A 17,216-nucleotide genomic window follows, 5' to 3' on the forward strand; every position below is an offset into this window, starting at 1 on the left:
CAAAAACCTTGAAATGAAACGCACCTCAATCAATTGAATTCTTGTGAGTCGAAAGCCAAAGATTGAAAATATGGTCATGAACAATGCCTTAATCCTGATCATCGAAGACGAACCCGAGATTGCCGAAATTATCGGGACGTATCTGTCACGCGAAGGTTTCCGGGTGGTCACCGCTGGTGATGGCACTGTCGGGCTTGCTCATCACCAGCGCTTGCGACCAGACCTTGTGGTGTTGGACATCAAGCTGCCGGGGCAGGACGGTTATGAGGTGCTTGCGACGATACGCCGCCGGGGCGATACGCCCGTCATCATGGTCACGGCGCTCGCGGAGGATCTCGACAAGTTACAAGCACTACGCATTGGTGCAGACGATTATGTGGTTAAGCCGTTCAACCCGCTTGAGGTTGTCGCACGCGTAAAGGCGGTCTTGCGGCGAACCATCGCCCGCGATACCGGGCAGATGTTGCGCGTTGGACCGTTAACCATCGATCCGCAAGCCTATCGGGTCGAGGTCGAAAGCGCGGACGGCGCGGTTACACTTGGCCTTACCAGAACCGAATTTCGTATTCTGGCGTTTATGGCATTGAGGATAGGTCGAGTGTTCGAGCGCTCGGAACTGGTCGATGCTTGCTTGCCGGAGGGCGAGGCTCTCGATCGAACAGTGGACAGCCATGTAAGCAATCTTCGTCGCAAACTGGCTGCTGCCGGGGCTGATGGCATGCTTGTAGGTGTTCGTGGTGTCGGTTACCGACTGGACAACGCACATGGCCAATAGTCTGAACTCCCGCATCGTTCGCGCGATGATTATGCTTACCCTGCTTGCTTTTGCCGTCGTTTATTTCGGGCTGATTGCATATTTTTTCTTCATTTATGAATGGCTTTATCCCGAATTTACTGACGACGATGTATTGCGCACCGGTGATATTGTCACCTTGGGCCTCCTGCTGGGGATCGGTTTATTTACCGCCTCATTGATGGGATGGGTACTTGCGCGACGGATTGCCGATCCACTGAAATCCGTTGCTGCGGCTGCGCGCAAGGTTGCGAACGGAGATTTTTCGGCACGCGCTTCATTGAGGCGGGGCAACTTTGGAGAGGCAAGCGACCTCGTCGATGACTTCAATCAGATGGCAGGGCGACTGCAGCGGGCAGAAGCCGAGTTGAAATACTCGAACTCGGCAATAGCACATGAATTGCGAACACCCTTGACCATTTTGCGCGGGAGGTTACAGGGATTGCTCGATGGCGCCTTTACACCCAGTCCCGAACTGTATGGTCGTTTGATTAACCATGTGGATGACCTGTCGGCCATCGTAGAGGAGTTGCGAACACTGGCGCTGAGTAACGCGGGACAGCTGGATCTGCAGTATTCATCTCTGGACATTGCGACGGAGGCCGAGGCGGCACTTGCTTCGCTTGAGGGGCATTTCGATGCAGCCGGGATTACAGTAACGCGACAATTATCCAGTGCCGTTCTGAGTGCTGATCGCGCGCGGTTGCGGCAGGCTTTCGTGGCGGTTCTTGAAAACTGCTGCCGTTACGCACCGCAAAGCACGGTTCATGTCGAGACCGGCATGGACGAGAAGCATGTCTTCTTCCGCTGTACGGATACAGGGCCAGGCCTTTCCAAAGAGAGCCGCGCGCGTGCCTTCGAGCGGTTCTGGCGTGCAGATGATTCGCGGGGACGTAGCAGCGGCGGCTCCGGCTTGGGCTTGTCGATTGTCAAGGCCATCGCACAGGCGCATGGGGGTGATGCGTTGATATTCCCGGCCAACCAACCCGGTCTTGCCGTCGAAATCCGGCTGCCTTGCCAAGTGCAACCTGTCGTCTGATTGTACCAATGTCCAAAAATCCTGACTACGCCGATGACTATGCCGGTCTTGCTGAACGGGTGATCTGTAAACGTATCAAGTCGTCTAGAGAGGAAACTACCACTTCGGCAACCTGAATATGTTGGGCAGGGGCAACAGGCGCGAAGTCCTGTTGAAACCCGTTTCCTTCAGATAAGGCGCCTGGCTCCATCAAGGGACCAGGGCTTGTTCATGCCGTCAGTGATTGAGTGCTTCGACGAGGCATAAAAGTGCCATCGACTGTCCGTAACCGGTCGGGTGCAGCGGGATATTTTTGTAGAATTCAAGATCATGTCCCATACGGGTACCATAAGAGACTTGTTGCACGACACCATTACCGTCGATGTTGTCCAGCACAGCATGCAGAGCCTTCTGGCCGGCTGTTTTCCAACTTTGAGGCCCGAGACCCAGCCTATATCCTTTGAGCAGTGCATAGCCGATTGCAGAAGTCGCAGAAATCTCCTCGTATGAGGTCGGGTCATCGACCAAGGTATGCCATGTGCCGTTTTCCGTCTGATACTCTATCAGGCTCGATAGTTGGGCCTTAACAACCCAGAGTAGATAGCGGCGTGTTGCTGCATCGAGATCGGCAAGATCAATCAGATCCAGTATTCCGGCGGAAATCCAAGAATTCCCACGTGCCCAGCGGGCACGGGCGAAATTGTGATGTCCATCGAAGGTCCAGCCATGGAACCATAATCCGGTTTCGGGTTCGCAAAGATAGTGAGTGTGCACCAGAAACTGGAATTTGGCTTCTTCGACCAGATCTTTTCGACCGGAAGCCTGACCGTAGGACGCCAGAAACAGGGCGAGCATGAACAGGGTATCGTCCCAAAGTTCCCCATCGTTGATCTTGTCCGAAACGTCATGTTGGAAACCGCCTGATGTGGTGCGCGGGGCTTCCGCAATCAGCCGGTTGGCCCAATCGTCAAGAACAGGTTCCCAGCGAGGATCCCGGGTCTTATGCCATAGAATGGAAAGCGCCAGCATGGGGGCCGTCGTGTTCACATTCTGGGACGGCAGACCTAGGGAAAGTTGTTTTTCGTACCAATTTTCCAGAATGCTCCGCGCCTCTTCATCTCCGGTCTGGAGCCAGAGTTGCGCAATTCCGTATAGACCGACACCCTGTGGCCATTCCCAACTATCGAAACTGACATAATCACCGGCTGTTCCATCAAGGTTCGGCTCGTTGAACTGTCCTTCGTCTCGCAGGTTACGCAAGCCTGTCACTATCTGAGAGATTTTCTCTTTCAATTCGTCGCGAAGGCTGACGGTATCGGTTCCCATTATTGTGTCTCGCTTTTTTTGAGGAATTTGGTCGGCGCGGAGCGGAAAATTATTCTGTTTCGAGGATCTGGGTCAGGAGGCTGCCGAAATCTGGATCGTTGCGATACTCGTCAAGCAACGGCATGACTTTTTCGCGGAAAGGTGCCTGATCCGGTGAGACAAAGGTGACGCCCATTTTTTCGGCTTCTGCCGAAGCGTCTTTGACGGCTTGGCCCCAGATCGCACGGAAGGACTCTGTTGCGTGAAGAGCAGCTTCCTTGACGATGGTATTCTGTTCATCGGTGAGTTTTTCGGCTGCCGCTTTGGAGATCACAAGGAAATCCGGAATGCGAAGATGTTCGTCTTGTGAATAGAATTTTGCAACTTCGCCGTGACGTCCGATAGTCAGTGCCGTGACGTTGTTTTCTGCGCCATCGATCACGCTCATCTGCAGGGCAGTATAGATTTCGGCATAGGGCATTGGAGTGGGCGTGCCGCCCATCATTTCAACCATGCGGATCGAGCTGTTGGAGTTCAGAACCCGGATTTTCTGACCAGCGAGGTCCTGTGGCGTGTTGATCGGCTTGTCGACGGTGTAGAAGGAACGTGCGCCGCTGTCGAAGAAGGTCAGGCCGACAAAGCCGTTGCTTTTTGTGGCGTTATAGACCTCATCTGCAACCGGTCCTGTCATGACCCGGTAGAAATGGTCTTCGCCCTTGAAGATATAGGGAAGGGTGAATGCCTTGAATACCGGATCGAAGTTTTCGAGGTTGCCGGCGCTGACACGGGTCATGTCAACTGCACCGTTCTGAAGCTGTTCAAGAACCTCACGCTCGGAACCCAGAACCGCGTTCAAAAACAGCTGGATGGTTACTTCGCCATCTGTGCGTTCTTTGACTTCATCAGCGAATTGCTGCAGGGCCGTGCTGGTTGGATGGTCTGCCGATAGCGAGTTGGCCAGAGTCAGGCGGGTTTTGGCTTCTGCCTGGGCGGTCACAAGGGTTGCGACTGCGGTTAAGGCAAGAGCAAGTTTTTGATATTTCATTGTTTTCCTCCCTTAGGCTTCTTTCCGCCTGAATGGCGGTGACGAAAATGCCAGCGCGTTTCATCGATGGCATGTGGATAAAACTGTCACTATGAAAATAAAATTTCTATATGTAATAAATTTTCATTTTTGGAGCGTGCTAGGAGGTGCATTGAAGCAGCTCAGAACGGCAGTCAGCATTCGAATTTATGGGCTGCAGCGCGCCAATATCTTTGTGACTGCAAATTTGAGGCAGTTACATCGTGTTGTGAATGCGATGGTGGGCGTAATGGTTTCTTGGATGCTGTTGTATCATCCAGTTTTAAAGTGTGAACCCGGCAATGAGTTGGGTGTGAAAATAATTTTCAGATTGCAGATTCTTTTTTCACATCGCATGGTCTCGAGATAATCGAAATAAAAATAATACCTGAACGTGCGCCAGGTAACTTCGACGGAGGAAACGCGAAGTGTTGCAATCTCTCAAGCATGGTATTGAGCGCCTGCTGCTGGTGATTATTTCAATCACGCTGTGCTGCATGGTGGTCCTGATGCTGTGGCAGGTTTTTACCCGCTATGTGCTGGCAACGCCCGCCTTGTTCACGGAAGAAACGCTTCGGTTTACAATGATCTGGATGGCGCTTCTGGGGGCGGCGTACTGTTTTGGCAGCCGTAAACATTTGTCACTTGATCTGTTGGTTTTTCTGGGGCCGATGTGGTGGCGTAAAGGATTGGCAATGCTGAATGGGATCATTTCCATTGCATTTGCCAGTTTTACGATGCTGATCGGCGGCTGGGGGGCAAGCATGTCGGCGATGGCACAGCTCTCACCGATCATGCAGGTCCCGATGGGGATGGTTTACCTTGCTGTTCCGGTATCGGCGGGGCTGATAATTTTGTTGCAGGCCCTTAATATTGTTCTGATCGGTCTGGGGCAACTGGCGCCGGTTGAAGACGTGCAGGAGACAGTTTGAAATGGATGTCCTTGTTGATTTCATGCTTGATCCTGCGGGCGCGGCAATTGTCCTGTTTGTTCTGTTTTTCGGTCTCTTAGCCTTGGGTACGCCGATTTCGATTGCGATCGGTGTTTCGTCGGTCGTGACGGGATTTGCCTATCTGCCGTCGAGCGTTATCAGTTTTGTCAGTGCTCAAAAGATGTTCTCGGGCATCGACAGTTTCACGCTTTTGGCAATCCCGTTTTTTGTGTTGGCAGGTAACATCATGAACAAGGGTGGCATTGCCATCCGATTGATCAATTTGGCGAAATTGCTGGGCGGGCGTATGCCCGGTGCATTGGCCCATACGAATGTGTTGGCCAATATGCTGTTTGGATCGATTTCCGGATCTTCTATTGCAGCTGCGGCCGCTGTTGGCGGCGTTATGGGACCTTTGCAGCGAAAAGAGGGTTATGACCCTGCTTTTTCTGCAGCGGTGAATATTGCATCGGCTCCGACGGGCATTCTGATTCCGCCGAGCGGACCGTTGATCCTGTTTTCCTTGGTGTCGGGGGGCACGTCGATTTCTGCCCTGTTTCTTGGAGGGTATCTTCCGGGAATCTTGATGGGACTGTCGGTTATGATGGTCATTACCTTTTTTGCCGTGCGCCGCGGTTATCGCACGGAAGGCAGTGTCAGTTGGTCGGAAGTCCTGCAAGTGATATGGCAGGCTCTGCCGCCACTGTTGATGATTATCCTGGTCATTGGTGGCATTGCGATAGGAGCTTTCACCGCCACAGAAGGTGCCGCGGTTGCAGTTCTGTATTCATTTGTTTTGTCGCTAATGTACCGGATGGCAAGCTTGCAGGAATATCTGGAAGCTTTGAAATCGTCGGCGGTTACCAGTTGCTCAATCCTGTTTCTGATCGCGGCATCGGGCATAATGTCCTATGTCATGACGATTGCCGGTATTCCCAATGTTATTGCAGAAGCCATTCTGACTTTTGATAATCCCATCGTGATCTTGCTGGTGATGAATATCTGCCTGCTGATCATCGGATTCTTTATGGACCTGACACCGGCAGTGTTGATTTTTACCCCGATCTTTTTACCGATTGCGACCGAGATTGGCATTCATCCGGTGCATTTGGGGATCATCATGATATTTAACCTTGGGGTTGGATCGATGACACCGCCGGTCGGTAGCGTACTTTTTGTCGGATGCGCTGTTGCCAATCTGAGAATTGATCAGGTGGTAAGGCCGATCTTGCCGTTCTTCTTTGCGACATCTGCAGCCTTGCTTCTGACCACGTATGTCCCGTGGATCACATTGGCATTGCCGCGTTTCCTCGGGCTGATGTGACGCTTCACCCAACCCTAATCCTATTCAAGCGGAGTTATATCATGAATGCGTTCTCGCTGAGCGGTCGAAAAGCTTTGGTAACCGGTGCCAATGCTGGAATAGGGCAGGCTATTGCCGTTGCAATGGCACGCGCTGGCGCCGAAGTTGTCTGCGCGGGACGGCGAACCTGTGGCGAAACGGTCTCGGTGGTTCGCGATGCGGGCGGTGTCGCAAGCGAGGTTGTTGTCGATTTTGCGGATCCCATGGCAGGTGCAGCCCTGTTTGAAGGGGCCAATATCGACATTCTGGTCAATAATGCAGGCATCATCCGCCGTGCCGATTGTATCGATTTTACGGAAGAGGACTGGGATGCGGTCATGGATGTAAATGCCAAGGCTGTCTTCTTTACCTCGCAGGCGTTCGCCAAAGAGATATTTGCGCGAGAAGGGCAGGGCAAGATTGTGAATATCGCGTCGCTTCTGTCGTTTCAGGGCGGCATTCGGGTTCCGTCCTATACCACGTCCAAGCACGGCGTAGCCGGTTTGACTCGCATTCTTGCAAACGAGTGGACCGCGCGCGGCATCAATGTCAACGCGATTGCGCCGGGTTATATCGCCACAAGCAATACACAAGCATTGCGTGACGATCCCCAGCGGTCAGCGGCTATTTTGGATCGTATTCCAGCTGGTCGTTGGGGGCGTCCTGATGATATTGCGGAAACCGCAGTTTATCTGGCGGCCCCCGCATCAGACTATGTTTCGGGCGCAATCCTGAATGTTGATGGCGGTTGGCTTGCACGTTAGTGCGGTTTGCAGCGCTGATCGCGGTTAACCTGACATCTCAGTCAGCGTAGTTTTGCCGGTGGCGGGCATACGCTTTCGCGGCTGATCAGTTCGCATGCCAGTTCAATCCGGCGTGCGGGCATATCAATATCGGCGTTGGTCAGTCGGCAGGTTTCAATTAGCAAGTCCAAAGACAGGGCACCGACTGATTGCATCGGAATTTTGACAGATGTCAGTGCGGGTGACATGTACTGGCCTTGCGGCAGGCCATCAATGCCGACCACTGAAACATCTTTGGGGACGTTGTAACCTTTGGCTTGCAGGGCGGAAACAGCGCCCACGGCCAGGATATCGCCTGCTGCGACAATGGCACTGAAGGACAGGTTGGTCTCAATGACCTCGGCAATGCGTTGGCTTGCGGCTTCGGCGGTCCAGTCATCGATATCGATCACATAGGCGGGATTGTAATGTTCGGCCATAGCATCGCGCCATCCTTCAAAGCGGCGCTGAATCGTGCGTCTGCCGGGACGGTTGAGAAACAGGATATGGCGGTGCCCCTGATTAATCAGATGTTTGGTTGCCAAAGATGCCGCAGATCGGTTGCATGGTGTGACCGAGCTTAGCTGCATTTCCGGATCATCACCGTTGACCAATACGGCGGGCATATCCGATACGCGCACAAAATCGAGTGTCGCGTCATCGACCGAGACGAGTAACAGACCAATCAAATCAGGAGCCTGCGCCGCCTTGTAGAGATCTTCGAAGGGTTGATTGGGCTGATAGATGTAAGATTCTATCCGTATATCCCGGCTTTCGGCGCGTTCCCGTACCCCTTCGAGAACATACATGGTGAATTGGCTGCGCTTGAAGTCGATCATCGCCTCTTGTGAGGAGACAATAAGGACTTTTTGTCCGGCAGCAGTGCTGGAAACGGCATAGTTCATTTCAATGGCAGCTGCGCGGATTCTGGAGGCGAGATGTTCCCTGACGTAGCCGTTGCCGCTTAGGGCACGTGAGACAGTTGCCGTAGAAACCCCAAGACGCGAGGCGATGTCACTGATTTTGGTGCGTCCACTGACTGCCATGTTCTTTCCTTTCCTGATTTCGATCAGTTTGTGGAATTTATTTACATATTGCACGAAAAATTTCTTGGTGTGATGTTTTTTTCTTGTATGGAGCAGGAAGCCACCTTCCTGTTTCTTCTAATTCACAAGTGCGCCGCTGAGAAAAACAGTGGCTGAACGTGCAGGAACATCCTTAGGAGATATCTCGTGGCTATGGAACAACGCTATGGTGCCGGTCCCGATCAGATCAATGGAATGAACACGACCCAGTTACGCGAGAATTTTATGGTCGAGCGGCTCTTTACGCCGGGACAGATCAGCTTTGCGTATACTCATTTTGATCGGATGGTTGTTGGTGGTGCCGTGCCCACAGAGAAGGCGCTTAGCTTTGGTGATGGCAAAGATGTCGGAACGAGCTTGTTCTTTGATGCACGTGAAATGGGGATCGCAAATCTTGGTGGTGCAGGCTGGGTCGAAGTCGATGGAATGCGCTATGACCTTGGGAACCGGGATGTTTTGTATGTTGGTCGCGGTGTGGAAGTCGTGACGATGGGGAGTATTGATGCAAAAAGTCCGGCGCGCTTTTACATGAACTCTGTCCCGGCCGGGCACTCTGTGCCGACGCGTCTGATCACCCGTGCCGAAGCCAAAGTCCTTGAGATGGGGGATGCAGAGCAAAGTAATCGCCGTTCTCTGGCGATGTATATTCATCCAGAGGTAGCACCATCCTGCCTGCTGCTGATGGGGATTACCGATCCCGCAAAGGGTTCTGTCTGGAACACGATGCCGCCGCACCTGCATGAGCGTCGTATGGAGGCGTATTGCTATTTCGATCTTTCGGATGAAGATCGGGTTATGCACTTTATGGGGCGCCCTGATAATACCCGCCATCTGGTTGTAGCTAATGGCGATGTTGTCTTGTCTCCGGCCTGGTCTATTCACATGGGCGCCGGTACAGGACCTTATGGTTTCGTGTGGGGCATGACCGGGGAAAATCAGGAATATACTGATGTTTCGCCGGTTGCCATTAAGGAGCTGCGTTAAGTCATGCTGCTTAAATCCGGGTCATCTGTTCCTTACTGGCAGGTCACGTCACTTGAGGAACGGGCATATGATGTGGCGGACATGCCGATGGAAGGCGAGATGGATTCAACATTCTTCCTCACAAAGGAGAAGAATTTCATCCCGCATACCTATCCTTGCCGGACGGCTTATATTGCCGAACGCCGGGGGAAAGAGATTGTGGAATTACCTTTTCCTGACTGGCGCAAGGCGAGAAACATTTTACCAGGAGGATCACCGTTCCTTGATCTTTCGGGTTTTTGGTTTCGAGCAACTCATATTCAGGGTTGGGCCAGAACGGCGATCAATGCCATTGATGCGGGACCCGCCAGGTTGCGCTTGGGAATTTGCGGGGCCGCGCGTGTTTATGTGAATGAACAGGCTGTCGCCTGGCTTTCACCTGCCAGCCGTAACGCAATGGACGAGTTCGAGTTCGAGGCCAATCTGTTGCAGGGCCATAACGAGATTGCGGTTCAGTTTGAAGACCTGTGCGAGCGAGATGCGGTTATTCGCATTGCCCTTGTCTGGATTAGCGGACCAAAGGCCGAGGCTGGAAATTGTTTTCCGGCTGCAGCTGATACCGTGTCTGCGGTCGAGGCAGCTGTTGATGTCATGCATCTTGATCGAAAATTCTATGACAACGATGATATTTGGCTTGTCATGCCAGTGCCGTTTCCTGACAAGGTTTGCTGCCGGGTCAGGGTTGCCGGTCATTTCATGTCGCATGATCATGATGATGTGACGTTTGAAATTCCTGCGGGGGCCAATCGCGTGCGGCTGGCGTCTTCAAGTAATTTTCCGGCCGATTATCGGTATTTTGGATTTTCGTTCCAATGCGGCGGTTTTGAGTCCGAAGCGCGGCTTGGCGCGGAGGTCAGTCGGCGTTCTGTGACGGGGCCTGCACCTGAAAGCCTTGAGGCGCGCATTGCCGAGAGCCTTGCATGGATTGCAAAGAACGGTGAAACCGATACCGAGACCGCACTTGCCTGTGCTGCCGTCGGGGATGAGATGTCTTTGGCGCGCGCCGAGGCTATCATTGAAGAAGCTTTGCCCGGGATCGAGCAGTGCTTTGATTGTGCTGATTTTGCACTTGTTCCACTTTTGTGGACCCGCATTGTTTTTGCAGACCGGTTGTCGGACGCTTTGATTGAGCGTATCGATGCCACCATTCTGGAATTCCGTTATTGGATGGATGAACCGGGGAATGATGTTCAATGGTACTTCTCGGAAAACCATGCATTGTTGTTCCATACTTCTGCCTATCTGGCCGGCGATCTGTTGCCGCAGTCTCATTTCAGGCGCGCTGACCGTAACGGCATCGCACAGAAACAGGCGGGACTTGAACGCTTGATGGCGTGGTTCGATCACTTCGAAGCGGCGGAAATGGCGGAATTCAATTCCGGAACCTATTTCCCGATTGACCTTAAAGGATTGGCAGCCCTGTTTGCGCTTGCGCCTGACGATGTCATTCGAAACCGGGCATCCAAAGCCATTACGCGACTGGTCACCATGATTGCCAACTCGGCCCATCATGGCGTTATTACCGCGGCGCAAGGCCGAAGTTATGAGCATTCACTTTGTGTTGCTGATACTTTGGAGTTGAACGGGCTTGCCAGATTACTGTGGGGAAAAGGTCAGTTTGGGGCACATGTGAATTGTCTGGCCCAGATGGCTTTGGCATTGCGGGATCACGGGCTTGAGTTGCCAGATCTTGCCGATATTGCATGCTGGGAGAAAAGCGATACCGCGCAGGAATGGACTTTCTGGCAAGGCGAAAATGCGTTTTGCCGGCTGTATCACTACAAAACCAGTGAAACAGCGATGGGTAGTGCGGCACTTTATCGCTGGGGGGACTGGGGATATCAGGAAACGCTTCTTCAGGCCCGGATCGGACGTGAAGCGGGGGCCCAGATATTCATCAACCATCCCGGCGAAATTGTTCAGTCCGGTTTTGGACGGCCGTCTTTCTGGGGGGGATCAGCAAGTGTTCCACGTGTTCAACAATATCGTGATCTTGCGATAGTCCGGTTTGAAGGGGTTGCACCGCAACCCGATTTTACCCATGCATGGTTCCCCACATTGGCCTTTGATGAATGGCACCTTGACGGACATCGTGCGTGGGCACGCTCGGGCGACGGAGCGTTACTTGTATCGGCTTCGGGGGCATTGGAGCTTGTGAAAACAGGCGGATCGGCCGGACACGAGTTGCGTCTTTCCGGCCGTGATGGAACATGGGTTGTTCGATTGGGGCATGCCCGTGATTTGGCAAAGTTTGCCGCAAATCACGATCTCAGCGTTCACATCGATACCAACGGCACATATCGTATTGAAGATGCGCAATATGGCACGGTGCTGTTCCACCAGGACGGCGTTGTGTTAGCAGAAGGTCGCACCCTTGATCCTGCGGAATGGACGCTTGAGGGCGACCGCAAGGAATTGCCGATAGTTCAGTGAGGGAGCTGTGGCCTCCCGGCGGCTCCTGAATGATGAAGGCAGGAATGGCAGAAGTGCTGTTCCTGCCTTTTTTATATCTTTGCAGATTTTGGCATATTTTTTGATCTAACGATAAAAGCGGAATTGTTGTCAGCCAGATAGTTGGAGCGGGGCTTGTTTCCTGAACATAGGAAACTGTAGACCATATATCGGTTATGTAAGGGGAGGGGTTAATTGCACTCCTCCACAACCAACAATAAAACCTGCCCTTCTTTTGACCCCTCAGGAGCAGAATGGCATTATGTTATTGATAGAAATCGGGAATCAGGAGCGCAGGTGATGAGAGTCGGGATTGTCGGGGCCGGGATGGTGGGAAGTTCGGCCGGATATGCGCTGGCATTGATGGGGCTTGCCAGTTCGGTTGTGTTGGTTGATCAGAACCATGATCTTGCCGTTGCACAGGCGCAGGATATTGCCCATGCCGTGCCCTTCATGTCTTCCACAATTGTCGAGGCCTCAGATTATGACGGTCTGGTCGGTGCAAAGATTGTGATCCTTGCCGCGGGTGTCAGTCAGAAACCCGGTGAGACCCGTCTGGCGTTGCTTGAGCGCAATGCGGCTGTCTTCAAGGATGTGGTTGGCAAGGTGTTGAGTGTCGCGCCTGATGCGATCCTTCTGATTGCGTCCAATCCCGTCGATATCATGACCCAGATCACCCAGCGCATTTCCGGATTGCCCGCAGGGCGGGTGATCGGATCCGGGACGATCCTTGATACTGCGCGGTTCAGAAGTCTTTTGGGACGGCATCTTGGGATTTCACCGCAATCGGTTCATGCCTATGTACTGGGCGAACATGGTGATAGCGAAGTGCTGGCATGGTCCAATGCCAAGGTAGGGTCGTTGTCACTGGCCGAGATTGCTGCACAGGTTGGTGCCCCCATCACCCAGGATGTCAGGGCGTTGGTTGATGATGGTGTGCGCAATGCGGCCTATAAGATCATCAAGGGCAAGGGGGCGACCTATTACGGCATCGGAGCGGGGCTTGCGCGTATCGTCAAGGCGATCGCACGTGATCAGCGTGATGTCCTGACGGTGTCCTGCGTGACGGATGAGGTCGGCGAGGTCAGGGATGTTGCCTTGTCGATCCCGCGTGTGATCGGGGCAGATGGCATCTGTGCCGATCTGATGCCCGATCTGAATGATGACGAGCATGCAGGACTGGTAAAAAGTGCACGGCTTTTGAAAGGCTCAGTCGAGAGCATTGCACTTTAGGGAGACAGAAACCTTTTAATGATCGGGCATCCGCGCTAGTTTTGAGATGTCCCAACTCGCAAAGGTTTCCCGATGTCGGAATCCGGCCCGGTTTCATTTGATATCAGTTATGACCCGATGCCCGAAGAAGACGGCATTCGGGCATTCATTGCCAAATGCGACAGCTTTTTCCCGCCTGATGCAGTTGCCGCCGGTATAGAGCAGCAACGGATGTGGTATGGCGCGCTATGCGCGCAATTTGCATTTCCTCATCCCGATGGCATGCAGGTTGAGGATGATGAGATCGGGGATGTTCCGGTGCGTCATTATCGTCCGGCCAGGGTCACATCGGAGCATCGAATTCTTTATATGCATGGTGGCGGCTTTGTCGTTGGTTCCCGCGACAGTCATGATGCAATCTGTGCCGACATTGCCCAAGCCGCAGAGGCAGAGCTGACATCGGTCGAATATCGACTGGCGCCGGAATATGTCTGGCCGGCCCAGCACGAAGATTGTCATCGGGTGATGCAAAGCTTTCTGATGGCGGGCAGGAAGATTGTTCTTGTCGGGGATAGTGCCGGCGGCATGCTGGCCGCAGGACTGGCTGTCCGTGCCCGTGAGGATGGCTTTGGTGATCGGGTTCTGGGGCAGGTCCTGATTTATCCGGCATTGGGTGGGGATTTGAACTGGCCAAGCTATGGCCAGATGGCCAATGCGCCGGGGCTGAGCACGGATGACGTCATCTATTACCGTGATGTGCTTAAGGCGCCGATGGATGATCCGTATGCCCATGCCCTGTCGGTGGATGATTTGCGCGGACTGCCCGCAACATACATTACGGCGGCCTATTTTGACCCGTTGCGTGATGACGGGCGGGAATATGCGGCCAGACTGGCCCGTGCTGGGATTTCAGTGCAATATCGCGAGGAGCCGCAAATGGTTCATGGCTGGCTTCGGGCCCGAAAAATGAGTGCCGGAGCAAAAGACGCGTTTAGCAGATTATGCGCAGCCATCCAGACCATGGCGGCGCAAGGCTGATCTTTCAGGCAATGAAACACGACAATAGACAAGGACCGGAAATCCGGTCTTTTTTTATGTTTTGGGTGTTAGAAAATTTTTTGTCGGCTTCTTTCCGGTTAATGGATTATTTGTGCAAGATTTCATTGTGATGTTTGATAAATAAACGGGGGTAAAGATGTCTTTTATATTCCGTTCTCTGGCGGGGTATTTTTAGAGTTTTATCGAATTATCATGAATTTTGAGGATTTTTGATTTATTTTCAACGAGCTGTTATCATCTCTGGACTGTAATTTCGACCGAAGGCCATTTGCCAATATTGGCGCGCGCACAACGGAGGAATGAATGTATCAGAAGATGCTGGTGCCTGTTGATCTGGCCCATATCGAGAAACTCGACAAGGCCGTAAAGACGGCCACTGATCTGGCAGCGCATTACAAGGCAGAAATTTGCTTTCTTGCCGTGGGGACGAATACCCCGTCCGAGGTTGCCCATAATCCCAAAGAATTTGAACAGAAGATCTCGGTCTTTGCAGAAGATGTGAGCCGCAAGTCGGGTATTGCAACCTCGGCTGTTGCTGAAATCGCGCATGATCCGGCCGTTGACCTTGGCAAGATACTCGTCAGCAAGGCCGATGAATTGGGGGCGGATGTCATTGTGATGGCATCACATGTGCCAAGTGTTGCGGATCATATTTTTTCATCGCATGGCGGATATGTCGCATCGCACTCGGATCATTCTGTGTTCCTCGTGCGTTAAACAACCGAGCCTTTGTGCAAAGACGGCTAGGGGTAGCTGTTTCTTCACCAATCTAGGGAGTTTGAAATGGGGTCAGAAGCTGATACGGGCATTGAAAGCCCGGATGGTGCAGCGAACCCGATCGATACCGATTATGAAATCGGGCAAGACAATATTCAGACCGAAATCGGACCATTTGGTCTTGATGTGCATAACCCGGTATTCCTTGTTTCCGGGTTGGCCATTGTCGCATTCGTTTTCCTGACTCTGGCCTTTCAGAGCAGTGTCGGGCCGATGTTTAATGATCTACGCGGCTGGCTGACATCGACTTTTGACTGGTTCTTCCTGTCAGCAGCCAATGTTTTTGTGATTTTGTGTCTGTTTCTGATTGTTTCGCCGCTTGGACGTGTGCGTCTTGGCGGCGCAGATGCGGTACCGGATTATTCCTATTCCGGCTGGTTTGCGATGCTGTTCGCAGCTGGCATGGGCATTGGTCTGATGTTCTATGGCGTTTCCGAGCCGATCTCGCATTTCACCTCTTCTATGGGTGGGGTTGCGGTTGGCGATGACGGCTTGCGTACCGACTGGGCCCCACTGGGGGCGGCGGCCGGTGATCCGGATGCAGCCTTTGATCTGGGTATGGCGGCAACCATTTTCCATTGGGGACTTCATCCCTGGGCAATTTACGCAACCGTTGCACTGGCGCTGGCGCTGTTTTCGTTTAACAAGGGGCTGCCATTGACCATGCGGTCGGTATTCTATCCGATCTTTGGCGAGCGTGTTTGGGGATGGACCGGTCATGTGATCGACATTCTTGCGGTGTTTGCCACTTTGTTTGGTCTGGCAACATCGCTTGGTTTCGGGGCAGAACAGGCCAATGCCGGGCTTGATTTCCTGTTTGGCATTCCGGTTACGGATGGATCAAAGGTCTTTCTGATTATCGCGATCACGGGTGTCGCACTGATTTCAGTTCTGGCGGGGCTCGATGCCGGGGTCAAACGGCTGTCAGAAATCAATATGGTGCTGGCCGCGCTGCTGCTGGTGTTTGTTGTTCTGGTTGGTCCGACGATGGAAATCATCAAGGGGTTCTTCACCTCCCTTGTGGCCTATGTCGAATATTTGCCCGCCCTTTCAAATCCGGTCGGGCGGACGGATGCCAATTTCAGCCAAGGCTGGACATCATTTTACTGGGCATGGTGGATTTCCTGGTCGCCGTTTGTCGGCATGTTCATTGCCCGTGTCTCGCGCGGGCGCACGGTGCGTGAGTTTATCACCTGCGTCCTGATCATTCCGTCGCTGGTGTGTGTGTTCTGGATGACCGCTTTTGGCGGGACAGCGGTTCATATGGTCAGTGAAGGTGTCACCGCAATTGCCGAGGCGGGCCTTCCGATCAAGCTGTTCACGATGCTTGAACAATTGCCGATGCATGCAATCACCTCGTTTCTTGGCATCGTTCTGGTGATTGTTTTCTTTGTGACGTCATCAGATTCCGGATCGCTTGTGATTGATACCATCACAGCAGGCGGCAAGGTCGACGCCCCGGTGCCCCAGCGCGTTTTCTGGTGCACCTTTGAAGGGCTGGTGGCGATTGCATTGTTGCTGGGCGGCGGGCTTGGTTCCTTGCAGGCGATGGCTGTGTCAACGGGCTTTCCGTTTGCGATCGTGCTGCTTCTGGCCTGTTATTCGATTATTCAGGGCTTACGAAGCGAGCCGCATGCGGTCGGACCGAAGTCCGAGGCAACTCCGAGCGAAGACTAGGACCGTCGCGTCTGGGGAATGTTGCCAGTCAATGCAGAAGGGCGCCAAATGGCGCCCTTCTTTTTGGGGATGATGAACGACAAACCGTCGGCAAGCTGATTGGCTCAGGGGGCCGTCGGCGCAAACGTCATTACAGCTTTTCCGCTGCCATCAAGCAGAACAAGATTGCCGTCTGAAAGGGTCCAGCTCGCTACCCGCCCGGTTGCAGCATTAAATGCGGTTTCGATTTCCATCGCACCATTGATGCACATCTTTCGGGTCGCCCCCAGAGGGGAGAAAGTCAGCTGATCCGCCGTTTGGGTGTATGTTCCGAAGTAATTGTTGCAGCCTGACGATCCACTTACCTTGCCGTCAGCCGCAAATAGCGCACTTGGCTGGATCGGGGCTGTCGGGGTCAGGGTCTTGTCCCCTTTTGTCAGCATGGTCAGTTGCCAGTTCTTGCCGGTTACATTCGACCAATCGGCTGTCATGTCGGTTTGTCCGGTTGTGTTGCAGGCCGACAGGAACAATGTCGCGGCCACAGCCATGGAAGAAAACATGATTGGTTTGATGTTGCGCATGTTCGGTATCCTGTGTTGATCGTTGTCCCGTGTCATTGCATGTCAATGAACTGTGCCCGTTACAGGAACGGCTGGAATGTAAATATTCACGTTATTCGGGAAGTCTGAAACACGTTTGCGGCAAGATTTTAGCACAA

Annotated in this window: 15 protein-coding genes; 11 read left to right on the top strand and 4 right to left on the bottom strand. The window is 53.0% G+C overall.

Going from position 1 to position 17,216, the window contains the following annotated elements; translation table 11 throughout:
• Nucleotides 1-70 precede the first annotated feature (70 nt).
• Together TH30_RS04780 and TH30_RS04785 are read left to right on the top strand one after the other, a co-directional pair.
• On the top strand, nt 71-775 hold the full coding sequence (locus TH30_RS04780) for a response regulator (RefSeq protein WP_220150273.1): 705 nt from the start codon (nt 71-73) through the stop codon (nt 773-775).
• Nucleotides 765-1,832 (top strand): ATP-binding protein, encoded by a 1,068-nt coding sequence (locus TH30_RS04785; protein ID WP_181850153.1) that lies wholly within the window; start codon nt 765-767, stop codon nt 1,830-1,832. The genes TH30_RS04780 and TH30_RS04785 overlap by 11 nt, the downstream gene beginning before the upstream one ends.
• A gap of 216 nt (nt 1,833-2,048) precedes the next feature.
• Here TH30_RS04785 and bglB read toward each other — a convergent pair whose 3' ends face one another.
• Entirely contained in the window at nt 2,049-3,137 is a 1,089-nt protein-coding gene (gene bglB, locus TH30_RS04790; protein WP_114096954.1) for a beta-galactosidase BglB, read from the bottom strand.
• Between the two features lie 49 nt (nt 3,138-3,186).
• Complete coding sequence (locus tag TH30_RS04795) at nt 3,187-4,161, bottom strand: TRAP transporter substrate-binding protein (protein WP_114096955.1); 975 nt, start codon at nt 4,159-4,161, stop codon at nt 3,187-3,189.
• Between the two features lie 446 nt (nt 4,162-4,607).
• Here TH30_RS04795 and TH30_RS04805 point away from each other — a divergent pair, with 446 nt between their 5' ends.
• From TH30_RS04805 to kduD, 3 genes are read left to right on the top strand one after another with little or no spacing between them, the layout of a single operon-like run.
• Complete coding sequence (locus tag TH30_RS04805) at nt 4,608-5,111, top strand: TRAP transporter small permease (protein WP_114096957.1); 504 nt, start codon at nt 4,608-4,610, stop codon at nt 5,109-5,111.
• A 1-nt stretch (nt 5,112) separates the two neighbouring features.
• The gene (locus tag TH30_RS04810; RefSeq protein WP_258548610.1) at nt 5,113-6,435 is read left to right on the top strand and encodes a TRAP transporter large permease; all 1,323 of its coding nucleotides are present in this window, start codon (nt 5,113-5,115) and stop codon (nt 6,433-6,435) included.
• Nucleotides 6,436-6,476: 41 nt separating this feature from the next.
• Entirely contained in the window at nt 6,477-7,217 is a 741-nt protein-coding gene (kduD, locus tag TH30_RS04815) for a 2-dehydro-3-deoxy-D-gluconate 5-dehydrogenase KduD (RefSeq protein ID WP_220150274.1), read from the top strand.
• Nucleotides 7,218-7,258: 41 nt separating this feature from the next.
• Here kduD and TH30_RS04820 read toward each other — a convergent pair whose 3' ends face one another.
• Nucleotides 7,259-8,281, bottom strand: coding sequence for a LacI family DNA-binding transcriptional regulator (locus tag TH30_RS04820; protein ID WP_114096958.1), 1,023 nt, complete (start codon nt 8,279-8,281; stop codon nt 7,259-7,261).
• Between the two features lie 192 nt (nt 8,282-8,473).
• Between TH30_RS04820 and kduI the strand changes: the two genes are divergently transcribed.
• From kduI to TH30_RS04850, 6 genes are all read left to right on the top strand, one after another.
• Nucleotides 8,474-9,304, top strand: a complete 831-nt coding sequence (kduI, locus tag TH30_RS04825; protein ID WP_114096959.1) for a 5-dehydro-4-deoxy-D-glucuronate isomerase — start codon at nt 8,474-8,476, stop codon at nt 9,302-9,304.
• Nucleotides 9,305-9,307: 3 nt separating this feature from the next.
• Nucleotides 9,308-11,776 carry a hypothetical protein gene (locus TH30_RS04830; RefSeq protein ID WP_114096960.1) on the top strand — a complete coding sequence of 823 codons (2,469 nt, stop codon included), beginning with the start codon at nt 9,308-9,310 and terminating at the stop codon, nt 11,774-11,776.
• Between the two features lie 318 nt (nt 11,777-12,094).
• Entirely contained in the window at nt 12,095-13,027 is a 933-nt protein-coding gene (locus TH30_RS04835) for an L-lactate dehydrogenase (protein WP_114096961.1), read from the top strand.
• Between the two features lie 72 nt (nt 13,028-13,099).
• Nucleotides 13,100-14,044, top strand: a complete 945-nt coding sequence (locus tag TH30_RS04840; protein ID WP_114096962.1) for an alpha/beta hydrolase — start codon at nt 13,100-13,102, stop codon at nt 14,042-14,044.
• Nucleotides 14,045-14,368: 324 nt separating this feature from the next.
• Nucleotides 14,369-14,782 carry a universal stress protein gene (locus TH30_RS04845; protein ID WP_114096963.1) on the top strand — a complete coding sequence of 138 codons (414 nt, stop codon included), beginning with the start codon at nt 14,369-14,371 and terminating at the stop codon, nt 14,780-14,782.
• Nucleotides 14,783-14,848: 66 nt separating this feature from the next.
• Entirely contained in the window at nt 14,849-16,519 is a 1,671-nt protein-coding gene (locus tag TH30_RS04850) for a BCCT family transporter (protein ID WP_114096964.1), read from the top strand.
• A gap of 104 nt (nt 16,520-16,623) precedes the next feature.
• Here the strand turns inward: TH30_RS04850 and TH30_RS04855 are convergent, their stop codons facing one another.
• Complete coding sequence (locus tag TH30_RS04855; RefSeq protein ID WP_181850154.1) at nt 16,624-17,079, bottom strand: META domain-containing protein; 456 nt, start codon at nt 17,077-17,079, stop codon at nt 16,624-16,626.
• Nucleotides 17,080-17,216: the final 137 nt, after the last annotated feature.

It is taken from the genome of Thalassospira profundimaris (genome assembly GCF_003326795.1).
In the GTDB taxonomy this organism is placed as follows: domain Bacteria; phylum Pseudomonadota; class Alphaproteobacteria; order Rhodospirillales; family Thalassospiraceae; genus Thalassospira; species Thalassospira profundimaris_C.

Coding starts and splice junctions, on each gene's coding strand:
- TH30_RS04780 (WP_220150273.1), top strand. CDS start 71: ATGGTCATGAACAATGCCTTAATCCTGATCATCGAAGACGAACCCGAG.
- TH30_RS04785 (WP_181850153.1), top strand. CDS start 765: ATGGCCAATAGTCTGAACTCCCGCATCGTTCGCGCGATGATTATGCTT.
- bglB (WP_114096954.1), bottom strand. CDS start 3,137: ATGGGAACCGATACCGTCAGCCTTCGCGACGAATTGAAAGAGAAAATC.
- TH30_RS04795 (WP_114096955.1), bottom strand. CDS start 4,161: ATGAAATATCAAAAACTTGCTCTTGCCTTAACCGCAGTCGCAACCCTT.
- TH30_RS04810 (WP_258548610.1), top strand. CDS start 5,113: ATGGATGTCCTTGTTGATTTCATGCTTGATCCTGCGGGCGCGGCAATT.
- kduD (WP_220150274.1), top strand. CDS start 6,477: ATGAATGCGTTCTCGCTGAGCGGTCGAAAAGCTTTGGTAACCGGTGCC.
- TH30_RS04820 (WP_114096958.1), bottom strand. CDS start 8,281: ATGGCAGTCAGTGGACGCACCAAAATCAGTGACATCGCCTCGCGTCTT.
- kduI (WP_114096959.1), top strand. CDS start 8,474: ATGGAACAACGCTATGGTGCCGGTCCCGATCAGATCAATGGAATGAAC.
- TH30_RS04830 (WP_114096960.1), top strand. CDS start 9,308: ATGCTGCTTAAATCCGGGTCATCTGTTCCTTACTGGCAGGTCACGTCA.
- TH30_RS04835 (WP_114096961.1), top strand. CDS start 12,095: ATGAGAGTCGGGATTGTCGGGGCCGGGATGGTGGGAAGTTCGGCCGGA.
- TH30_RS04840 (WP_114096962.1), top strand. CDS start 13,100: ATGTCGGAATCCGGCCCGGTTTCATTTGATATCAGTTATGACCCGATG.
- TH30_RS04845 (WP_114096963.1), top strand. CDS start 14,369: ATGTATCAGAAGATGCTGGTGCCTGTTGATCTGGCCCATATCGAGAAA.
- TH30_RS04850 (WP_114096964.1), top strand. CDS start 14,849: ATGGGGTCAGAAGCTGATACGGGCATTGAAAGCCCGGATGGTGCAGCG.
- TH30_RS04855 (WP_181850154.1), bottom strand. CDS start 17,079: ATGCGCAACATCAAACCAATCATGTTTTCTTCCATGGCTGTGGCCGCG.